We start from the raw sequence: 19,021 nt of genomic DNA, 5'->3' as shown, positions 1-19,021 counted from the left end.
AATTACATTTCAATATCTTTTCGAATGACCAATATAGATTCTATTTTCAATAAAACAATCCTTGTACAGACTACCTATCATCCTACGCCGCATTTAGAAACGGAGATGGAAATCGTAGAACGGCTTTTAGAACAAGGAAATACGATATATTGGCTTATCTGTAAAAGCGATTTTAAAGTATGTTTTGAAAACCCCAAACATATTGGTGTTGATTGTAAAGTTTGCTATTCCAGAGTTTTAAACAGCTCTAAATTTATACAGAAGATAAATCAGAAAGGAGAAAATCTACATGTTCTTCACTATAAAGATTTTTTAAATATGGAAGCGTTTAAAACGAAACAATTCCATGCACCTGATGCTTTTGAAGATATTCAGTCATTAAAAAAGTTCACATTCAAAACATACGATTCCGGAATGGCCACTGCTTCGTCTTTGGTTTCATATACAAGAAACCATGAACCGGATGTAAAAGAACATAAGGATTTTATTTTTAGAGGCCTTTTAACCGGAGCCTATTTATATGAAACATTTCAATTAGTTATTGATAAGATTAAACCGGATCTGGTCATCTTCTTTAATGGAAGATTTATAGAAAACAGGCCGCTTCTGAGAGTATGCCAGGAAAGAAAACTGGACTATGCAACTCATGAAAGAGGAGGGAAAATAAATAGATTTCTATTTAGAGTCAATTCCATACCGCATTCCATACAAACCGTTTCTGAGGAAATGGAATATTTGTGGGAGAACGCCATCGATGATAAAGTCGAAATTGGTAAAATGTTCTATTTGAATAGAATAAAAAGAGTAGAAGATGCCTGGTATTCCTTTACAAAGGAACAACAGGAAGGGAATCTGCCAGCGAGTATTAATACCGACAGGAAAATTGTAACGATTTTTAACTCGTCATTAGATGAATATGAAGGTCTTGAAGGTTTCGGACCCTATTTTTACCCTAATGATAATGAAGGTATAAAAAGGATATGTGAAAGCCTGAAGGACAATGATAAGGTAAAGTTATATTTGCGTGTACATCCTAATTTAAAAGGCCTGGATAATAGTCAAAATCGATTTATAGAAAACGAGATTGAGAAAAAATACCCTTCAATAGAAATTATAAAAGCAGAAGACAGTATTGATACTTATGCACTGATTAATAAAAGTGATATCATAATCGTATTTGGTTCTACTGTAGGAGCAGAAGCTGCATTTGCCGGTAAAAATGTGATATTATTAGGGCATGCAGCCTATGAAAAGCTAAATTGTGTTTTTATTCCTAAAAACCATGAAGAAGTAATTTCCGCTATCAACGATGATAATTTTGTTTTTCCGATGATTGATAAAGAAGCGACTTTAAAATATGGTTATTGGAATGAGAGCTTTGGATTCGATTATAAATACTATGAGCCGATTAATATTGCGGGAGGTACTTACAGAGGAAAACGGATACGGGCAAGCCGAATCTGGAGAAAAGCAAGATATTATGTCAAAAAATTCTCCGGACAATAAAAGCTATCGTAACGATTTCAACATAATCACTATTCTGTCGATCCATTTTACTTTCTGATAGAAAACCTTACCGTCGGTTTTCAGATAGTTCAGGAACGATTTGTTGTATTCTTTAGATTTCCGGATAGTTCGCACTACAATTTGGGTAATCTGCTTCTCAAACGCTTTTTCGTTGTAAAGATGCTCCCTGTTGTTAATGGCAAACAAGGCTTTGGCAGCTTCAATGGTACCGATGATCGCTTCGGGCGCTAAACCTCTTTTAAAATCAAGGGCATTCAAAAAACCGTTAATGTTGGGATGGGTAGCGGCAATGCCAAAATTCTTTTCCAGCTGTGCCAGGCGGATTTTCTGTAAGGCGCGATTAACATTGTCAATTTTGGTCTGACTGATGTTCGTGTCATGCCAGCGGTAATCCAACAGAGATTCCGGCAGGTTTATGTATGTGGTTTCATCAAGCAGTCGGTTCCAAAGCTCATAGTCTTCGATAGGAACGAAATCATTGTCAAAACGGAAATCTTTTAACGCCTCTTTTCGAAGCATAATTGTTGGATTTCCAATAGGATTGTAGAAAAGAAAAGCCCTTTTAATGTCGGCATGCTGCGTTGGCACACTGATTAACTGGCGTTTTCCGTTTTCTCTGAAAAGCGTATAAAAAGTTGCGCAAACCCCAATTTCAGGATTTTGGGTTAAAGCGTCTATCTGTTTGGCAAAACGATCCGGTTTGGAAATATCGTCGGCATCCATTAACGCAACAAATGTACCTTGTGCCGTTTCAAAACCTTCATTTCTTAAATTGGCAGGGCCAACATTTACAACCTTATCAATAAAAACAATACGCGGGTCTTTGGCCGCATTCCTTTCAATAATCGCTTTACTGTTGTCGGTCGATTTATCGTTCAGGATCAGGAGTTCAAAATCGGAAAATGTCTGATTCAGGATACTGTCAATAGCTTCCTGCAGGTATTTTTCGGCATTGAAAACCGGCATAATTACGGATAGTGTTGGCTTTGTCATGGTAGGTAAAAGAAAGGTTCGTTTTGGAAAGTTAAGAATGTTTTTGAATTACAGCGGTATAGTAGTCTTCCGTTTCGGTCATCATCTTTTCGATACTGAAGTTTTCCACTACTGTTTTTCGGGCATTTTCGGCTATTTCGCCAGCCAGCGCCGGATTTTTGAACAAATCGCTGATATGTGTTACATAATCGTTTTCGGTTTCACAGATAAAACCGTTATCGCCCGAAACAATTACTTCTTTAAAAGAATCGATACCCGAAGTAACGACCGGTTTGGACAGCGCCAGAGCTTCCAGTAATGCCAGACTGAAATTCTCCCCTTTGGAAGGACAGATAATCACGTTGGCACTGCTGAGCAGTCTGATAATGCTTTCTTTGGGCTGATAGCCGTGGAAAATAACTTTTTCGGTTAAAGCGGCCGCTTTAATATCCTGCTGCAGTTCTTCCTGATAAGGTGTCGCTCTGCCAACATAATGTAAAGTGGCTTCCGGAAACTGCTTTGCCAGAATCTGAAACACTTTAAAAGCCGTATCGGCTCCTTTTTCGACCGAGCAGTTCCCCATATAAAACAGGGAATAGGGGATTGTATTTACAGTCGTATCCCGTTGAAATTCCTGAACATTGATCCCGTTGTAAATCAGTTTGAAATCCGGAACACCAAATAGTTCCCGGTTGACCTGCTCCGAGAATTTTGAAACGGCAATTACGTTTTTAGCCTTTTTAAAAGCCTCTCTTTCGCAATGTTTCCGCCCGGCTTCCACCTTGTAATGGAAATATTTTTCCAGTACCGAAAAAGAACCGTGGCATCTTACAACATAGGGAATGGAGCTGTCCAGAAATAACGAAAGTCCTTCAAAGTCATGATTTTCAATGATATCAACAGCGAGCTGCTGTTTCTTTATAAAAGAATAGAGCTTTTTGCTGATGTCCTTTTTCTCTCTTTCATGTAACTGAAAGTGATACGGCATCAGAAAAGGAATTTTCTGGGTAATGGATCTCAGGAAATTTAAAAAAACATTCCTTTTAAACAGGCTTTTGATATAATGTACCTGAACCCCTTCGTCTTCAAAATCGATATTGGTCTTCAACACACCGAATACCTGAACCTTGTGCCCTCTTTTAACCAGTTCTTTGGCCAGTAATGCATTGAAATTACCGGTTCCGCCGCAGGGTGGCAATAAGGGGTGCTTGTATTCTCTTGTGAGGATCAGGATGTTCATATAGTTGAATTACAGTTTAAAAATTTTATTAACCCAGGTATCTATAGTGTACTGATTGTAGATCTCATCGGGTATGGGCTGATAAGGCGTTTCTAAAAAATCTTTTTCAATAACCGGATTATCCCTGTCCACAATCAGGATGTTCTGCGGATTGTAAAACGGATATTTGGTGATGGATTTATTATCCGTAATCAGTTTTTTCTGCATTCCCATGGCTTCAAAAACCCTGAAACTCAGTCCGGTTTGCCTGTTTTGGACAATGTCAAAAATAACTTCGGCTTCGGCATATAGTTTTAACAGCTGTTTCAGTCTGATTTTTTTAGACTGGAATTTTAAAAGCTTGTTGGTTTTCAGATCTGCTGCTGCTTTAGAATTGAATTTCAGTTTTTTAAACCGCATATTATGGCTCACAAAAATGAAATTGAACGGATACTGCATTTTTTCCAGCTGGTTCGCAATAGCATTGTATACCGGGAAGCGTTTATCGAAAGAAGAAACGGTTATCGCTTTGTATTTTGGTTTTTCGGCAGGAATTTCCTGCTTGTCAAAATAGATGTAGTTATTCATTTTGGTGAAGTTGTTGGCTTTCGCATCTTCTTCATCAAAAGAATAAATCTCATCAAATAAATCGGCTTTCAGCAAATGATCTACAGGACACCGGTGCAGGCTGTCGTATAAATAAGCGATATATTTTTTGGTATGCTGTTTAATTTGTTGGTGATAAGCCAGTTCAATAACATCGGGATTGATAACCAGGATAATATCATGCATACCGTTCTTCTGAAGTTCGGCAAGGATATGTTCCTGTTTTTTCTTTGTCTTTAAGTTTATTCTCAGGAATATTTTAGAGAATGAATTAATGACCCTAGATAATAAATTGGCATGTTTATAACTTCCTAGATTGATATGATAGGCATCAATATTTTTATGCTGTAATGACTTGATAATGTATTTGTCATACTGCCAGTTATCGAAGCTTATCAAACAAATTTTTTTGTTCATCAGGGTATGTTAATTAAAAAAATAAAAGTTTTATTATCTATGACTTATATCGTGAGAATCAGTTATATATTTTGTTTTTGGGTTATTTTTAACGATTTATAGGTGTGGTGTACACTTAAAGCCTGTAAATAGGAAAGAATAAACCCGCTTTTCCCGTCTAAAATTCCCAGACGGAGCAGATATGCTCTTATGAATTTAAAAACGGTTTTCAGGTAATGCGTGAAAATGCTGTATTTTTTTCCTTTCAGGAAAAGCTCTTTCCCTTTTAATATACCGTAATTAATCATTTTCTTTTTATAAACCTCATAGTTGTCGTAGGAATAATGCAGTAGTTTGTTTTTCAATATGCCCACTGTTCCGTCCACTTTTAAGGTTTCATGTACCAGCCTTTCAGGGATATAATGGGCTTTTTCCTTTTTAAAGAGTCTGTAATTTTTATCGGTTTGAGTACCGGAAAAATGTATCGGTTTTTGGTTAAAATAGAATTTTCTCAGGAAAAAATAAGCATCCCTGGTTTCGGGTTTGTTTACCTCATTCAGGATTTCTTCTTTTAATTCCGGAGTAATTCTTTCATCGGCATCTAAAAATAAGACCCAGTTGTTGGAAGCATTTTTAAGAGCCAGATTCCGCTGCGAAGTATAGTCTAAAAATTTGTTCTGAATGACTTTTACTTTTGGATATGAGGCAGCAATTTCAACAGTACGGTCACTGCTGAAAGAATCCAGTACAATAATTTCCTCTACGAAATCCAGACATTCGATAACTTCCCGAATGTTTTTCTCTTCGTTGTAGGTGATTATCAAACCACTGATCTTGACGTTATTGTTTTGAGACATTACAATGTTATTTAACTTCTTTTTACGATGATATAGTTTTTGTATTCAAACAAACGCATACCGGTTAAATCTTCAATTTTAGCTAAAAATTTTCTTCTGAAGTTTAAATTGCTGCTTAATTTTGTCGGATCAAATGAAAATTTCCAGTTGCTGCGGGAAACCCTGTCCTGAAAAACTTTTGGATGGGTGCCTTTAAAGTTTAATAACCTTTCTGCATTTCCATAGTCAAATTGATAATTTTCATTATAGGTTTTGTCAATCCATTCATCATCGCTGTTATAAAAACGACCGGTATTTTTTACTTTTGTTTTCAGGCCGCTTGGCGGTTTTACCCAGCCATAGTGATAAATGGACGCGTCAATATGCTTTACTTTTAATTTTTCTCCTTTATAGCGGAATCCCTGTGCGTCCTTATAAGACTGCATTCCGGGTAAATTCCGGATCACCCTGATCTCTCTGCGGTACCATCTTCTGGAGTGGGCATAATAATCGTAAGAACCGTAAAAATGGGTGTAATTGAATAATAATCCTTGCACCTGATCGTCATTCAGGCAGATCTCCATCTCTTTTTTAATGGTATCCAGGTATTTTTCATGTACACATTCGTCACCCTGAATATAAAATGCCCAGTCCATATCCGGACTGATTGCGTGAAAAGCCTTATCGGTTTCCAGAGCAAACGTTTTTCCGCCTTCACGAACCGTATCATCCCAAACGGTCTGGATGATTCTGATTTTAGGGGAGTTGATACTTTTAATCAGATCTAGTGTAGTATCAGTGGAATTTCCATGTGCTACAACGAATTCATCACAAATTGGCAATATAGACGTGATGGCCTCTACAATGGAGTAATCGTTTTGGACCGCATTGCGGATAAAAGTAAAACCGGCGACTTTCATGTGGGGGGATTTTTTTCTGTTTATGATTCGTTCTGTAAAACGAAACTATTGATTTTTTTTTTAAAGAGAATTATACAACGTTATTATTTTATCAGCAATCACGGAATCGTTAAATTTCTGTACAAACATATAACCTTTTTCCGTTATCTCTTTTCTTAATTCGGCATCATTTAAAAGTAATTCTATTTTTGAGGCTATTTCGGCACTATCTGTCGGATCAGCATAAATACTGTCAGGGCCACCTGCTTCCGGGAAAACACCGGAATTAGTAGTAATAACAGGTGTTCTGGAATATAAAGCCTCTACAATCGGGATTCCGAAGCCTTCAAATAGGGACGGGTAAATAAAAATGGTAGCCAGCTGGTAAGTAATAGCTAATTCTTTGCTGCTTAACCCTTTCAGGAAAATAACTTTTTCCTGGAGCTGATGTGTTTCGATATATTTTTTGACTTCTTTGGTATAAGCCGTTTCACCGCCGATAATAACCAGATGCGTGTCGATATTTTTAATGGCTTTTACAGCGATAAGGACATTTTTCCGGGCTTCCACTGTACCGACATTCAGCACAAACTGTTTGGGTAAATGGAATTTCTCCGCTACAGCCTGTTTTTCCGTTTCGGTAAAGCTTTCTTTAAAGACATCCTGGCAGCCCTGATAGATAACGTCTATTTTGGATGCCGGGACAGACAGGAAACGGATAATATCCTCCTTTGTCTGCTCACTGATGGCAATTACTCTGTCGGCATTTTTAGCCGCCTTTTTGAACTTATAAAAATGTATTTTCCGGTCAAAGTAGGAGTAAAACTCCGGATAACGCATGAAAATTAAATCATGAATGGTCACCGTACTTTTAATACCCGCTTTTTTGAGGCCGGATGGTAATTCGCCGGACAGTCCGTGAAATATTCTGATCCCGTCTTTTTTCAGATCGGAAACAATGGTAAACTGCCGCCAGATATTATAAAATTTGCGGTTGAACCAGCCTGTCGGCAATTTTTCGGAAATATTCTCGGCTTCTGTAGTGAAAAGCTTTTTTCCGGCGGGTTTCGGGTTGTAAAGGAAATAGCTGTTTTCCGGGTAAAAATGACTCAGAATACGCACCAAATCCCGGCTGTAGTTTCCTAAACCTGTCCGGTTGTGAAAAACACGTTTGGCTTCATATCCGATAGCAAGCTTTCCGCCGGACGGAGCCGACAGTTTCTCGTGCAGTTGCTGTAAATAAACATAGCGCATATAAACGTGCTGTGACATTATTTTTGCCAAAGATATTCCCTGGGCTCCATTTAAAAAACCAAACTCGATTATATAATGTTTAAAAAAACGAAAAGCCGGTTTGATATAAAAATGGAAAGCATTCGGTTTTTTATCTCTCAGGAAAAGCTCCTGCGCTCTCAGCCTGGAGTATTGCAGCCGCTTTCCTAAAAAGTTTTCTTTATTTTTAAAAGAATAATGATGGATGATCTCTTTTAAAATACCGGTTTTTCCGTTTGAAATCAGTTGCTCGTGCACTAATTTATCGGAATATTTACACTTTGATTTTTTAAATAAACGAATGGCTTTATCCTGATTCTGACCGCCGTAAAACATGGGCTTTTCAGAATAATAAAACGTTCTTTTTACCCAAAAGGCAACTTCTTCCGTACCGGAAGCAACGATAGATTTAATTTCCCGGATTCCGTTTTCGGTAACGCGTTCATCGGCATCAAAAAAGGTAATCCAGTCGTTTGAAGCTAAGCCGATAGCAAAATTACGCTGACTTGAAAAATCATCGAATTCGCGCTGTACGACCTTAACATGCGGAAAATCTTCGGCAATTATGCTTAAGGTTTTATCGCTGCTGTAGGAGTCAACTACAATTATTTCATCTGCAAAAGACATATTGTGGAGGTAATCCCGAATATTGTCTTCTTCATTTAAAATTATGGCTAACGCCGATATTTTTGGGTTAACATTCATTTCATTATATAGCAACGTCGTACTCTCTAAGGGCGTTGTTCAATGATGTTTTTAAATCTGTTGAAGGTTTTCTTGTTCCGATGATTAAAGCGCAGGGAACCTGGTATTCGCCGGCTGCAAATTTTTTAGTATAACTACCCGGAATCACAACCGAACGCGCCGGAACCACACCTTTCATTTCTACGGGTGTTTCACCGGTAACATCGATAATTTTGGTAGATGCTGTCAGGCATACGTTAGCGCCTAATACCGCTTCTTTTTCCACGCGAACGCCTTCTACAACAATACATCTGGAGCCGATAAAAGCACCGTCTTCAATGATTACCGGAGCTGCCTGTAACGGTTCCAATACACCGCCAATACCAACACCGCCGCTCAGGTGGACGTGTTTCCCGATTTGGGCACAGCTTCCAACGGTTGCCCAGGTATCTACCATCGTTCCTTCATCTACATAAGCACCGATATTAACATAACTCGGCATTAAAATAACACCACTGGAAATATAGGCACCGTGTCTGGCTACGGCATTCGGAACCACACGGATTCCTTTTTCGGCATACCCTCTTTTTAAAGGCATTTTGTCGTGATATTCAAATATTCCTGCCTCCAAAGTCTCCATTTTCTGGATCGGGAAGTACATTACTACAGCTTTTTTTACCCACTCGTTTACCTGCCATCCGTCCGTTACAGGCTCGGCAACTCGTAGTTTTCCGGAATCCAGTAATTCGATAACTTCCCGGATAGCGTTGGTGTTTTTTTCTTCCTGTAATAACGCACGGTTTTCCCATGCTTGCTCAATTATAGACTGTAAGGCATTCATAAAATTCGATTTTTAGCAAATATAGTCCCATTCTTTTTAAAATAAAATAGAAAGCCATAGTTTTTGAAGCCGTCGTTTAATTTCTTGTGCATCGCAAATATTTTCTATTTTTGCACAACAACACAACACTTATGTACAAATCAATTATCAGACCTGTTCTTTTCTGTTTCGATCCGGAAAAGATCCATCATTTTACCTTTTCGGCAATACGTTTTGCTAATAAAATCCCTGGCTTTCCGTCCATAATGAAATCCCTTTACGGGATAAATGACCCGCGGCTTGAACGGGAAGTATTCGGCTTAAAATTCAAAAACCCGGTAGGGCTGGCAGCAGGATTTGATAAAGATGCCCGGTTGTATAAAGAACTTTCCGGTTTAGGATTCGGCTTTATCGAAATCGGTACGTTAACACCTAAAGCACAGGACGGAAATCCGAAAAAACGATTGTTCCGTTTGCAGGGCGACAGTGCGCTGATTAACAGAATGGGATTTAATAATGGCGGTGTTCTGGAAGCGGTTGAAAGACTGAAAAAAAACAATGGGGTACTGATAGGCGGGAATATCGGAAAAAATAAGATCACGCCTAATGAAGAAGCGACAAGCGATTATGAAATCTGCTTTGATGCCTTATTCGATTATGTTGATTACTTTGTGGTTAATGTGAGTTCTCCCAATACACCCAATCTGAGAGCGCTGCAGGATAAAGAACCGCTGACCAATTTGTTGCAGACACTGCAGAACAAAAACCTGACGAAAGCAAAACCGAAGCCTGTTTTGCTGAAAATAGCACCGGATTTAACAAACGATCAGTTACTGGATATTATTGATATTGTTAAGGTAACACAGATTGCCGGCGTTATCGCGACCAATACGACCATATCGCGTGACGGCCTGGTTTCTGAAAACAAAACCGAAACCGGCGGACTTTCCGGTAAGCCGTTAACGCAACGAGCGACCGAAGTGATTCGTTTTCTTTCGGAAAAAAGCGGAAAAGCCTTCCCGATTATCGGAGTAGGAGGAATCCATTCTGCCGAAGATGCCCTGGAAAAACTGAATGCAGGAGCCAGTCTGGTGCAATTGTATACCGGATTTATCTATGAAGGCCCGGCGCTGATAAAGGCGATAAACAAAAAAATACTAAATCAGCAATAATCCTGGATTGAAATATTTAAGGGTTAACGATTAAGGGCAAACCTTGATATGTTAAACTTTGTGGTGCTGTAAAAATTCAAAGCGGCTAACCGGCTGAACGTGATTGTTTTGGATGCGGATGCTTAACAAAAGCAGCCGCAAACCATTCCGGAAGCATGGTCTTATTTGAAAATTGTCAACTTTCCACTATCTTTGAAACATTATGGAACACGTTAAAATCATAGAATGTCCGCGAGATGCCATGCAGGGCATTAAAGAGTTTATTCCTACAGAAAAGAAGGTACAGTACATACAATCCCTGTTGCGTGTGGGTTTTGACACCATCGATTTTGGAAGTTTTGTTTCGGCTAAGGCAATTCCGCAAATGCAGGATACTGCCGAAGTTTTAGCGAAACTGGACTTGTCGCAGACAAAAAGTAAATTACTGGCCATAATAGCAAATACACAGGGAGCGGTAAATGCCTCCCAATTTCCGGAAATCAAATATCTGGGATTCCCTTTTTCCATATCGGAAAACTTCCAGATGCGGAATACCCATAAAACCATAGCAGAATCGTTAGTGACCCTGCAGGAGATCCTGGATATTGCCAAAGCTACCAATAAGGAAGTAGTGGCCTATTTATCAATGGGATTCGGCAATCCTTACGGTGATCCGTGGAATGTGGAAATCGTTGGCGAGTGGACGGAGAAATTATCGGATATGGGCGTGAAAATCCTTTCGCTTTCGGATACGGTAGGTTCTTCCACACCGGATGTGATTTCTTATTTGTTTTCCAACCTGATCCCAAAATACCCGCATATCGAATTTGGTGCGCACCTGCATACCACTCCCGATAAATGGTTTGAAAAAGTAGATGCGGCTTACAAAGCCGGCTGCAGAAGATTTGATGGTGCCATCCAGGGATTCGGCGGCTGCCCGATGGCAAAAGACGATTTAACCGGAAACATGCCTACAGAAAAGATGCTTTCCTATTTCACTTCTCAAAAAGCAGATACAGGATTAAGTCCGATGAGTTTTGAGAGTGCTTATAATGAAGCTTTGAAAATTTTCACCGTTTATCATTAATTCTTTTAAGCGTATACATTTTTTTTAGAAAAACAGCTTGTTTTTTTAATATTTCGTTAAAACCATTTTATCAAAAAGGATAAATGTGTTATATTTGCATGCAATTCAACTACAAATTGCAAATGAAAGCACACACAGCTAAAATTATCGGGGAAGGTCTAACCTACGATGATGTTCTACTAGTTCCAAATTATTCAGAAATACTTCCCAGAGAAGTAAGTATCAAAACGAGATTTTCAAAAAACATCACTTTAAACGTTCCTGTTGTTTCCGCAGCGATGGATACGGTTACCGAAAGTGCAATGGCTATTGCTATGGCACAGGAAGGCGGTATTGGTGTTTTGCATAAAAATATGACCATTGAGCAGCAGGCTGGTGAAGTTCGTAAAGTAAAACGTGCCGAATCAGGAATGATTATCGATCCGGTTACTTTACCGCTTAATGCGACTGTAGGTGATGCTAAACTGGCAATGCGTGAATTCAGTATCGGCGGAATTCCGGTTGTAGATGACAATCAGATTTTAAAAGGAATTGTTACCAATCGTGATTTGCGTTTTGAAAAAGACAATGCCCGTTCCATTATTGAGGTAATGACTTCTCAGAATCTGGTAACGGCTGGCGAAGGAACAACGTTAGCAACTGCAGAAGAAATTTTACAGGCCAATAAAATCGAAAAACTACCGGTAGTTAACAAAGACAATAAATTAGTCGGTTTAATTACTTTCAGAGATATTACAAAATTAACGCAAAAACCTAATGCAAATAAAGACAAGTTCGGGCGATTAAGAGTTGCGGCTGCTTTAGGCGTTACGGCAGATGCGGTAGACAGAGCTACGGCTTTGGTTAATGCCGGTGTGGATGCGGTGATTATCGATACAGCACACGGACATACAAAAGGAGTGGTTGATGTTTTAAAATTAGTAAAACAAAAATTCCCGGAACTGGATGTTGTTGTAGGTAATATTGCAACACCGGAAGCGGCTTTATATTTAGCCCAAAATGGTGCCGATGCTGTAAAAGTAGGTATCGGACCGGGTTCTATCTGTACTACCCGTGTGGTTGCAGGTGTTGGATTCCCTCAGTTTTCGGCGGTTTTAGAAGTAGCTGCTGCTTTAAAAGGAACCGGTGTTCCGGTTATTGCCGATGGCGGTATCCGTTATACAGGTGATATTCCGAAAGCAATTGCTGCCGGTGCCGACTGTGTAATGCTGGGATCGCTTTTAGCAGGAACAAAAGAATCACCGGGTGAAACCATTATTTTTGAAGGAAGAAAATTCAAGTCATATAGAGGAATGGGATCGGTTGAAGCGATGAAAGAAGGTTCTAAAGACCGTTACTTCCAGGATGTGGAAGACGATGTTAAGAAATTAGTGCCGGAAGGAATCGTTGGACGTGTACCATACAAAGGAGAGTTGAACGAAAGCATGCTTCAGTTTGTAGGCGGACTTCGTGCCGGTATGGGATACTGTGGTGCTAAAGATATTGCAACGCTGCAGGAAACCGGAAGATTTGTGAGAATTACAGCCAGCGGAATCGGGGAAAGCCATCCGCATAATGTAACCATTACAAAAGAAGCTCCTAACTATTCCAGATAATATTTACAGGACATAAAAAAAGACCGTTTCAATTTTGAAACGGTCTTTTTTTATGTATTAGTTTTTAAAGAAAGAGGATAATAGTTTTTTATCGCCCACTAACCATAAAATATCATTCTTTTCCAGCACTAAATGCGATTCCGGATTTAAGATACGTTCGCCGTTGCGTTCGATACCCACAACCAGACCACCGGTTTTTTCCCGCAATTGCGATTCGCGGATGCTTTTCCCGATAAAATCTTCGTTATTAAGTTCATATTGCTGTAAAACAATCTGGGCATCGGCTACCGTTTCCGGTACTTCAATTTCGTTCTGGTCCAGATAGGCTTTAAAGTTCTGCACCTGATCGTCTGTTCCGATCACACAGATCTCATCTCCGGGGAATAAACGTTCCGTCCGGGTTGGTATATTGATCATGATTTCCCCACGCTTAATAAAGGCGATATTAACGCCTAATTTTTCACGTACTTTCAAGTCCTGTAATTTCTTACCGGCAAGGTTGGATTCTTTGGCAATTTCAAAATTTGCCATGTGACCATCCCAGGGAGTTAAATCGTCTCTTGTTTTCTGCGCTCTGGCAATTTCCCGGTCGTTGAAATTCTTAAGGAAGTGATTTTCTATTTTTTCATATTGGGCGTGCAGCTTTTTAGGGAAAATAAAATACGATGCCGTTGCGATAATTAAGGCTAAAAAGGCTACTATGGGTGAGAAGAAGTTGTTTAGTAAAAACCCGATAAAAAACAAGGCAAGTCCCATACGGGTTAAGATCAGCATGATTAGCGGACCCCGGTATTTGCGTTCTTTACGCAGTTCATCCATTGCTTTTTCGGCAACTCTTCTCAGTGAAAGCGCCCATAGGAAAGGGGCTATGATCACTAAGGTAATCAGCGCGGCAACGGCATTACCAAATTTGGAATCGGCTACCAGCGGCGAAATATACCTGTCCGATAAGAGTATAATCGCGATGATAATTACCGAGTTGATAACAATCTGTGTCAGTTTTGCTTTTAATACAATCTGCCAGTTGCTGGTCGCTTTAATCGACTGGGAGTTTGTACTGTACGTATCAATGGCTGTAACCCACTTTTGAGGCAGTATCTTTTCCAGTTTTTCATAAACGGGAAGCGACATTTTAATCATAAACGGGGTGGTAAATGTGGTTACGGCAGAAACCGCTACCACTATAGGATAAAGGAAATCGCTGGTTACTTTTAAGGTCATACCCAAAGTAGCGATAATAAAGGAGAACTCCCCGATTTGCGCCAAGCTCATACCGGCCTGTACCGATTGTTTCAACGGTTGCCCGGAAATTAAGGCTCCGGCAGCGGTACTGATGGTTTTTCCAAAGATTGTAATTAAGGTTATCAGGAATACCGGTAAGGCATATTCCACAAGTGTGTCCGGATTGATTAACATTCCTACCGATACGAAGAACACGGCACCAAACAGGTCTTTTACCGGTTTGATCAGGTGTTCGATTCTTTCGGCCTGAGTGGTTTCGGCAATGATGGAACCCATGATAAAAGCGCCCAAGGCAGGAGAAAATCCGGCATTTGTTGCTAAAATAACCATCATTAAACACAAGGCTAACGAGATGATTAACAGGGTTTCTTCGTTTAGTAAATTCTTTGCTTTTTTTAATAAAGTAGGAATGAAGAAGATTCCGCCTACAAACCATAAGATTAAGAAGAATAAGAGCTTTAAAACGGACTCAAACAATTCTCCTCCGGAAAATTGCTGGCTTACCGCAATGGTCGATAATAGAACCATCAGCAAGATGGCAACGATATCTTCTACAATTAAAGCACCAAATACAATTCCGGCATATTTTTTTCCTTTGACATTCAGTTCGTCAAAAGCCCTGAGGATAATGGTGGTGGATGACATGGATAATATAGCTCCCAAAAAGATACTGTCCATTTGGGACCAGCCCATCCATTGTCCGGACAGGTAACCCACAAAAATCATCGAGATGATCTGGACTATGGCGGTTATCGAGGCGGTGCCGCCCACTTTCATCAGTTTTTTAAAGCTAAATTCAAGACCAAGACTGAACAGCAGGAAGATTACCCCGATTTCTGCCCAGACTTCAACGCTTTTGATGTCGGTTATGGAAGGGAAGAAGTCAAAGTTATTTCCGGCTAAAAAACCTGCAACTAAATATCCTAAAACAAGGGGCTGTTTGATCTTTTTAAATAATAAAACCGATACTCCGGCTGTCATTAAGATTAATCCCAAATCACTGATTAAAGGATATAAATGGTGTGAGGCATTAGTTACTGTTTCGGCTGTTAGCATAGGCTTTTTTATAGGGATTTTACGATTTGTGTAAGTTATAAAATAATGCGTATTTATGAAAGTAACCAGAGTTAATATACTGTCATTTTAAGATAAATTTATAATATAAAAGCAGAAATCCCGTCAGCAGAAAATAATTTTCCGCTGACGGGATTTTGGAGTACTTTTTAAAAGTTACCGGATCCGGGATTAAATTCCCAGGTAATTGCTTGGTGTGATTTTTAAAAGCTCTGCTTTAATAGTATCAGAAACATTCAGCGTACCGATGAAATTATGAATCGCTTCTTTGTTGATCACGGTATTGGTTCGCGTTAAATCTTTTAAAGCTTCATAAGGATTCGGATAGGCTTCACGTCTTAAGATTGTCTGTATTGCTTCGGCAACAACAGCCCAGTTTTTCTCTAAATCTTCTTCGAATTTATCTGCATTTAAAAGCAATTTGTTCAATCCTTTTAAGGTCGCTTCAAATCCGATGATGGTATGCCCGATCGGTACACCAACATTTCTCAAAACGGTGCTGTCGGTTAAATCACGCTGTAATCTTGATAGCGGAAGCTTTGCAGAAAGGTGCTCGAAAATAGCATTGGCAATTCCTAAATTTCCTTCCGAGTTTTCAAAATCAATCGGGTTTACTTTATGTGGCATAGCAGAAGAACCAATTTCTCCGGCTTTGATTTTTTGTTTGAAATAATCCATTGAAACATAAGTCCAGATATCTCTGTCCAGATCAATAAGGATCGTATTGATACGTTTTAAAGCGTCAAAAAATGCTGCAAAGTGGTCGTAATGCTCAATCTGGGTAGTAGGGAAGGAATGGTGTAATCCCAGAGCTTCTTCTACAAAATTATTCCCGAATTTTCGCCAGTCGATAGCCGGGTAAGCCACAACATGTGCATTGTAGTTTCCGGTTGCGCCTCCAAATTTAGCCGCAAAAGGAACGTTGAACAACAAACGCATCTGCTCTTCCAGACGCTCTACAAAAACACCGATTTCTTTGCCCAAACGGGTTGGAGAAGCCGGTTGCCCGTGTGTACGTGCCAGCATTGGAACGTCTTTCCACTCGATGCTTAATTCTTTTAATCGGGAAACAACACTAATCAGTGACGGTACATATACCTTTTCGAATGCTTCTTTAGTCGATAAAGGAATAGCGGTGTTGTTGATATCCTGTGAAGTCAGTCCGAAGTGGATGAATTCTTTGTATTGCTGCAATCCCAGTTTGTCAAAAGCTGCTTTTATAAAGTATTCTACAGCTTTTACATCGTGATTGGTGGTTTTTTCGGTTTCTTTAATCCAAAGTGCCTCTTCAGTAGAAAAATCCTCATAGATTTTACGCAGGTCGCCAAACAGGTTTTTATCCACGTTAGCCAGCTGCGGTAAAGGCAACTCACAAAGTGCAATAAAATATTCCACTTCTACCAATACGCGGTATTTGATTAAAGCTTCTTCAGAAAAATAATGAGATAAGGAAACGGTTTTGTTTCTATAACGTCCATCTATTGGCGATATAGCACTAAGTTCGGTTAAATGCATTTGTTGTTGTGTTATTTTCTAATAACCGCAAAGATAAGCTTTTACAAAAACTTCTGGAAAAACATTTTTAAATCTTTTTGAGTGCACTTAAAAGCTCGTCCTGAAGCACTTTCATCCCTTCGGAACCGGATAGCGGAATCACTTTCAGCGGATTACTGAGGCTGCCGATCGAAGCCGGTTTCGGGTCGATATAATAAACGGGAGTGGTATTCCGGGTGTAATGCATCAGCCCTGCGGCTGGATAAACCTGTAATGAAGTCCCGATAACCAGTAAGTAATCGGCCTGTTCAACGATTGGAACGGCGGTTTCGATGGCCGGTACTTCTTCTCCGAACCACACGATATGCGGTCGCAGCTGATTGCCTTCCGGATCGGTATCACCGATATTCAAATCGGTTTTCCAGTCCAGGATGTAATCGGGATTCCGGGTACTGCTCACTTTGAACAGTTCGCCATGAAGATGCAATACGTTTGTACTGCCGGCACGTTCGTGAAGGTCGTCTACGTTTTGAGTAATAATGTGTACCTCAAATTCCTGTTCTAATGCGGCAAGAATCTGGTGGGCTGTATTGGGCTGCACCGCTAAAAGCTGTGCCCTGCGTTTGTTGTAGAAATCTAAAACAAGTGTTTTGTTTTTTGCCCAGCCAATAGGGGACGCCACTTCCATGATGTCGTGTCCTTCCCATAGACCGTCGGCATCGCGAAAAGTTTTAATTCCGCTTTCTGCGCTGATTCCGGCACCGGAAAGAACCACCAGTTTCTTTTTCATTTATACTTTTCCTAAGGTGTACAATTGTTCTAATGTTGGCGAAGCACTACCGCCGGCTGGTTCTAACGTGATACCAAAAGCTTCGGCTTCGGCTGCATTGTCAACTTTGTATATTTTTGAGTTCCCTACAATTCCGGTTTGCTCTAATAATCCGATGCTGGTTGGCGTTAAAGGATTCAGTTTTAATGCCCAAACCTGGTAAACCATTCCTTTAGGCGGTTCCGGTAAACCGGCAGCATCTACATATACGGCCTGATTTTCTTTGTTCCAGTACACTTTTGCTTTGGCTTCCGGTACTACTGTTTGACCGGCAAGTGCCACTACGGTGTTTTTATCGTCCTGGATAAGGTTTAAAACGGTTTCGGTAGCTTTATTCTTTTCTTCCAGGGTAACTACTGATTTCTGTAACGACTGATTCTCCTTTTTGCTGTCTTTCAGTAAAATATCCCTTTGATTCATTTCAAAGTATAAAAATCCGGCTCCTAACAGTAATACGATGGAAGCAGCCCAGCCCAGATATTGTGTCCAGGCCGATTTTGGTTTCATGGTCACAACAGTGGCTTCTCTTTCTAAAAGCTGTTCCCTGATGGTATTGAAGTTGTCCAACGACAAATTAGGGGCAACACTATACGATAAATTGATTACGGCTTGTTCGATACTTTCAATTTCCTGTTTTACTTCCGGAAATTCATTTGCCATTTCCTGAACATTACGGTTTTCTTCTTCGGATAATTTTCCGAAAACGTACAATTCAAGGGTTCCAGACGCTATATATTCTCTCGTGTTCATTATACTCCAAGTAAGTTTCTTAATTCATTAATACAATTTCTGTTCTGCGTTTTAACCGTACCCAAAGGTATTTCCAGTTCTTCGGATGCTTCCTGCTGGGTGTAGCCTTTAAAAAACAGCAAATCAATCAGCTGGATGCATTTCGGCTTTAGTTTTTTGACAAACTCCTGAATTCCAATAGTATCAATTTTGTTATTTGTTTTCGAACTGTCATCGAGTATATGTACGAAATTGTCAGAAGATAAGTTTTTCTGATTATTGTTAAAGTTTTTAGAACGTAATTTGTCGATAGCGGTATTACGGGCTATGTTGAGAATCCAGGTAAAAAAACGCCCTTTGCTTTCATTGTAGCTGTCCATATTTTTCCAGATCTTCACAAAGGTTTCCTGAAGGACATCTTCTGCCTCTTCACGGTCTTTTATCAGATTATAAATGATGCCGTAGAGACTTTTGGCATACATCTCATACAAAAGAGTGAACGCTTTGTCGTCTTTTTTGTAGATTTGTGGCAATAATTCTTCTTGAGTCATAGGAGCAAATTAACTCCGACTAAGTTAATAAACAAAAT

Annotated in this window: 16 protein-coding genes; 4 read left to right on the top strand and 12 right to left on the bottom strand. The window is 39.6% G+C overall.

The genetic code is table 11. The features are described 5' to 3' along the window. The first annotated feature begins 24 nt into the window (after positions 1-24). Positions 25-1,506, top strand: a complete 1,482-nt coding sequence (locus HW120_RS16290) for a capsular polysaccharide export protein, LipB/KpsS family (RefSeq protein ID WP_177735503.1) — start codon at positions 25-27, stop codon at positions 1,504-1,506. Between the two features lie 3 nt (positions 1,507-1,509). On the opposite strand, the gene HW120_RS16285 is transcribed toward HW120_RS16290, so the two are convergent. The 7 genes from HW120_RS16285 to HW120_RS16255 all read right to left on the bottom strand — a co-directional run bounded on the left by HW120_RS16285 (position 1,510) and on the right by HW120_RS16255 (position 9,252). Further along, positions 1,510-2,520 carry a glycosyltransferase family 2 protein gene (locus HW120_RS16285; RefSeq protein ID WP_177735501.1) on the bottom strand — a complete coding sequence of 337 codons (1,011 nt, stop codon included), beginning with the start codon at positions 2,518-2,520 and terminating at the stop codon, positions 1,510-1,512. A gap of 31 nt (positions 2,521-2,551) precedes the next feature. Further along, positions 2,552-3,739, bottom strand: coding sequence for a glycosyltransferase family 4 protein (locus HW120_RS16280; RefSeq protein WP_177735499.1), 1,188 nt, complete (start codon positions 3,737-3,739; stop codon positions 2,552-2,554). A 9-nt stretch (positions 3,740-3,748) separates the two neighbouring features. Then, positions 3,749-4,741 carry a hypothetical protein gene (locus HW120_RS16275; RefSeq protein ID WP_177735497.1) on the bottom strand — a complete coding sequence of 331 codons (993 nt, stop codon included), beginning with the start codon at positions 4,739-4,741 and terminating at the stop codon, positions 3,749-3,751. 62 nt (positions 4,742-4,803) lie between these two features. Continuing rightward, a complete protein-coding gene (locus tag HW120_RS16270) occupies positions 4,804-5,577 on the bottom strand; it encodes a glycosyltransferase family 2 protein (protein ID WP_177735495.1) in 774 nt (257 codons plus the stop codon). Between the two features lie 11 nt (positions 5,578-5,588). Continuing rightward, positions 5,589-6,476, bottom strand: coding sequence for a glycosyltransferase family protein (locus HW120_RS16265; RefSeq protein ID WP_177735493.1), 888 nt, complete (start codon positions 6,474-6,476; stop codon positions 5,589-5,591). Between the two features lie 60 nt (positions 6,477-6,536). After that, positions 6,537-8,432, bottom strand: coding sequence for a glycosyltransferase (locus HW120_RS17825; protein WP_177735492.1), 1,896 nt, complete (start codon positions 8,430-8,432; stop codon positions 6,537-6,539). A gap of 4 nt (positions 8,433-8,436) precedes the next feature. Continuing rightward, positions 8,437-9,252: a 2,3,4,5-tetrahydropyridine-2,6-dicarboxylate N-succinyltransferase gene (locus tag HW120_RS16255; RefSeq protein ID WP_177735490.1), complete on the bottom strand. Its 816-nt coding sequence runs from the start codon at positions 9,250-9,252 to the stop codon at positions 8,437-8,439. A gap of 131 nt (positions 9,253-9,383) precedes the next feature. On the opposite strand from HW120_RS16255, the gene HW120_RS16250 reads away from it, so the two are divergent. The 3 genes from HW120_RS16250 to guaB all read left to right on the top strand — a co-directional run bounded on the left by HW120_RS16250 (position 9,384) and on the right by guaB (position 13,064). After that, entirely contained in the window at positions 9,384-10,403 is a 1,020-nt protein-coding gene (locus tag HW120_RS16250; protein WP_177735488.1) for a quinone-dependent dihydroorotate dehydrogenase, read from the top strand. Between the two features lie 202 nt (positions 10,404-10,605). Continuing rightward, positions 10,606-11,469, top strand: a complete 864-nt coding sequence (locus HW120_RS16245; protein WP_177735486.1) for a hydroxymethylglutaryl-CoA lyase — start codon at positions 10,606-10,608, stop codon at positions 11,467-11,469. Between the two features lie 122 nt (positions 11,470-11,591). After that, positions 11,592-13,064 carry an IMP dehydrogenase gene (gene guaB, locus HW120_RS16240; protein ID WP_177735484.1) on the top strand — a complete coding sequence of 491 codons (1,473 nt, stop codon included), beginning with the start codon at positions 11,592-11,594 and terminating at the stop codon, positions 13,062-13,064. Positions 13,065-13,121: 57 nt separating this feature from the next. On the opposite strand, the gene HW120_RS16235 is transcribed toward guaB, so the two are convergent. The 5 genes from HW120_RS16235 to HW120_RS16215 all read right to left on the bottom strand — a co-directional run bounded on the left by HW120_RS16235 (position 13,122) and on the right by HW120_RS16215 (position 18,983). Then, positions 13,122-15,362 (bottom strand): cation:proton antiporter domain-containing protein, encoded by a 2,241-nt coding sequence (locus HW120_RS16235; RefSeq protein WP_177735482.1) that lies wholly within the window; start codon positions 15,360-15,362, stop codon positions 13,122-13,124. Between the two features lie 189 nt (positions 15,363-15,551). Next, on the bottom strand, positions 15,552-16,895 hold the full coding sequence (purB, locus tag HW120_RS16230; RefSeq protein WP_177735480.1) for an adenylosuccinate lyase: 1,344 nt from the start codon (positions 16,893-16,895) through the stop codon (positions 15,552-15,554). 67 nt (positions 16,896-16,962) lie between these two features. After that, on the bottom strand, positions 16,963-17,664 hold the full coding sequence (locus HW120_RS16225) for an SIR2 family NAD-dependent protein deacylase (RefSeq protein WP_177735478.1): 702 nt from the start codon (positions 17,662-17,664) through the stop codon (positions 16,963-16,965). After that, entirely contained in the window at positions 17,665-18,453 is a 789-nt protein-coding gene (locus HW120_RS16220; RefSeq protein WP_177735475.1) for an anti-sigma factor, read from the bottom strand. Further along, positions 18,453-18,983 (bottom strand): RNA polymerase sigma factor, encoded by a 531-nt coding sequence (locus HW120_RS16215; RefSeq protein ID WP_177735473.1) that lies wholly within the window; start codon positions 18,981-18,983, stop codon positions 18,453-18,455. Before HW120_RS16215 ends, HW120_RS16220 begins: the two co-directional genes overlap by 1 nt. Between the last annotated feature and the right edge of the window lie 38 nt (positions 18,984-19,021).

It is taken from the genome of Flavobacterium inviolabile (assembly GCF_013389455.1).
In the GTDB taxonomy this organism is placed as follows: Bacteria; Bacteroidota; Bacteroidia; order Flavobacteriales; family Flavobacteriaceae; genus Flavobacterium; species Flavobacterium inviolabile.
This window is presented reverse-complemented; position numbering and strand designations above follow the sequence as displayed.

Excerpts from the sequence above, each read along its gene's own strand:
- HW120_RS16265 (WP_177735493.1), bottom strand. The coding sequence starts at position 6,476 with ATGAAAGTCGCCGGTTTTACTTTTATCCGCAATGCGGTCCAAAACGAT.
- HW120_RS16270 (WP_177735495.1), bottom strand. The coding sequence starts at position 5,577 with ATGTCTCAAAACAATAACGTCAAGATCAGTGGTTTGATAATCACCTAC.
- HW120_RS16225 (WP_177735478.1), bottom strand. The coding sequence starts at position 17,664 with ATGAAAAAGAAACTGGTGGTTCTTTCCGGTGCCGGAATCAGCGCAGAA.
- HW120_RS16290 (WP_177735503.1), top strand. The coding sequence starts at position 25 with ATGACCAATATAGATTCTATTTTCAATAAAACAATCCTTGTACAGACT.
- HW120_RS16285 (WP_177735501.1), bottom strand. The coding sequence starts at position 2,520 with ATGACAAAGCCAACACTATCCGTAATTATGCCGGTTTTCAATGCCGAA.
- HW120_RS16235 (WP_177735482.1), bottom strand. The coding sequence starts at position 15,362 with ATGCTAACAGCCGAAACAGTAACTAATGCCTCACACCATTTATATCCT.
- HW120_RS16220 (WP_177735475.1), bottom strand. The coding sequence starts at position 18,453 with ATGAACACGAGAGAATATATAGCGTCTGGAACCCTTGAATTGTACGTT.
- HW120_RS16215 (WP_177735473.1), bottom strand. The coding sequence starts at position 18,983 with ATGACTCAAGAAGAATTATTGCCACAAATCTACAAAAAAGACGACAAA.
- HW120_RS16280 (WP_177735499.1), bottom strand. The coding sequence starts at position 3,739 with ATGAACATCCTGATCCTCACAAGAGAATACAAGCACCCCTTATTGCCA.
- HW120_RS16255 (WP_177735490.1), bottom strand. The coding sequence starts at position 9,252 with ATGAATGCCTTACAGTCTATAATTGAGCAAGCATGGGAAAACCGTGCG.
- guaB (WP_177735484.1), top strand. The coding sequence starts at position 11,592 with ATGAAAGCACACACAGCTAAAATTATCGGGGAAGGTCTAACCTACGAT.
- HW120_RS17825 (WP_177735492.1), bottom strand. The coding sequence starts at position 8,432 with ATGAATGTTAACCCAAAAATATCGGCGTTAGCCATAATTTTAAATGAA.
- purB (WP_177735480.1), bottom strand. The coding sequence starts at position 16,895 with ATGCATTTAACCGAACTTAGTGCTATATCGCCAATAGATGGACGTTAT.
- HW120_RS16250 (WP_177735488.1), top strand. The coding sequence starts at position 9,384 with ATGTACAAATCAATTATCAGACCTGTTCTTTTCTGTTTCGATCCGGAA.
- HW120_RS16245 (WP_177735486.1), top strand. The coding sequence starts at position 10,606 with ATGGAACACGTTAAAATCATAGAATGTCCGCGAGATGCCATGCAGGGC.
- HW120_RS16275 (WP_177735497.1), bottom strand. The coding sequence starts at position 4,741 with ATGAACAAAAAAATTTGTTTGATAAGCTTCGATAACTGGCAGTATGAC.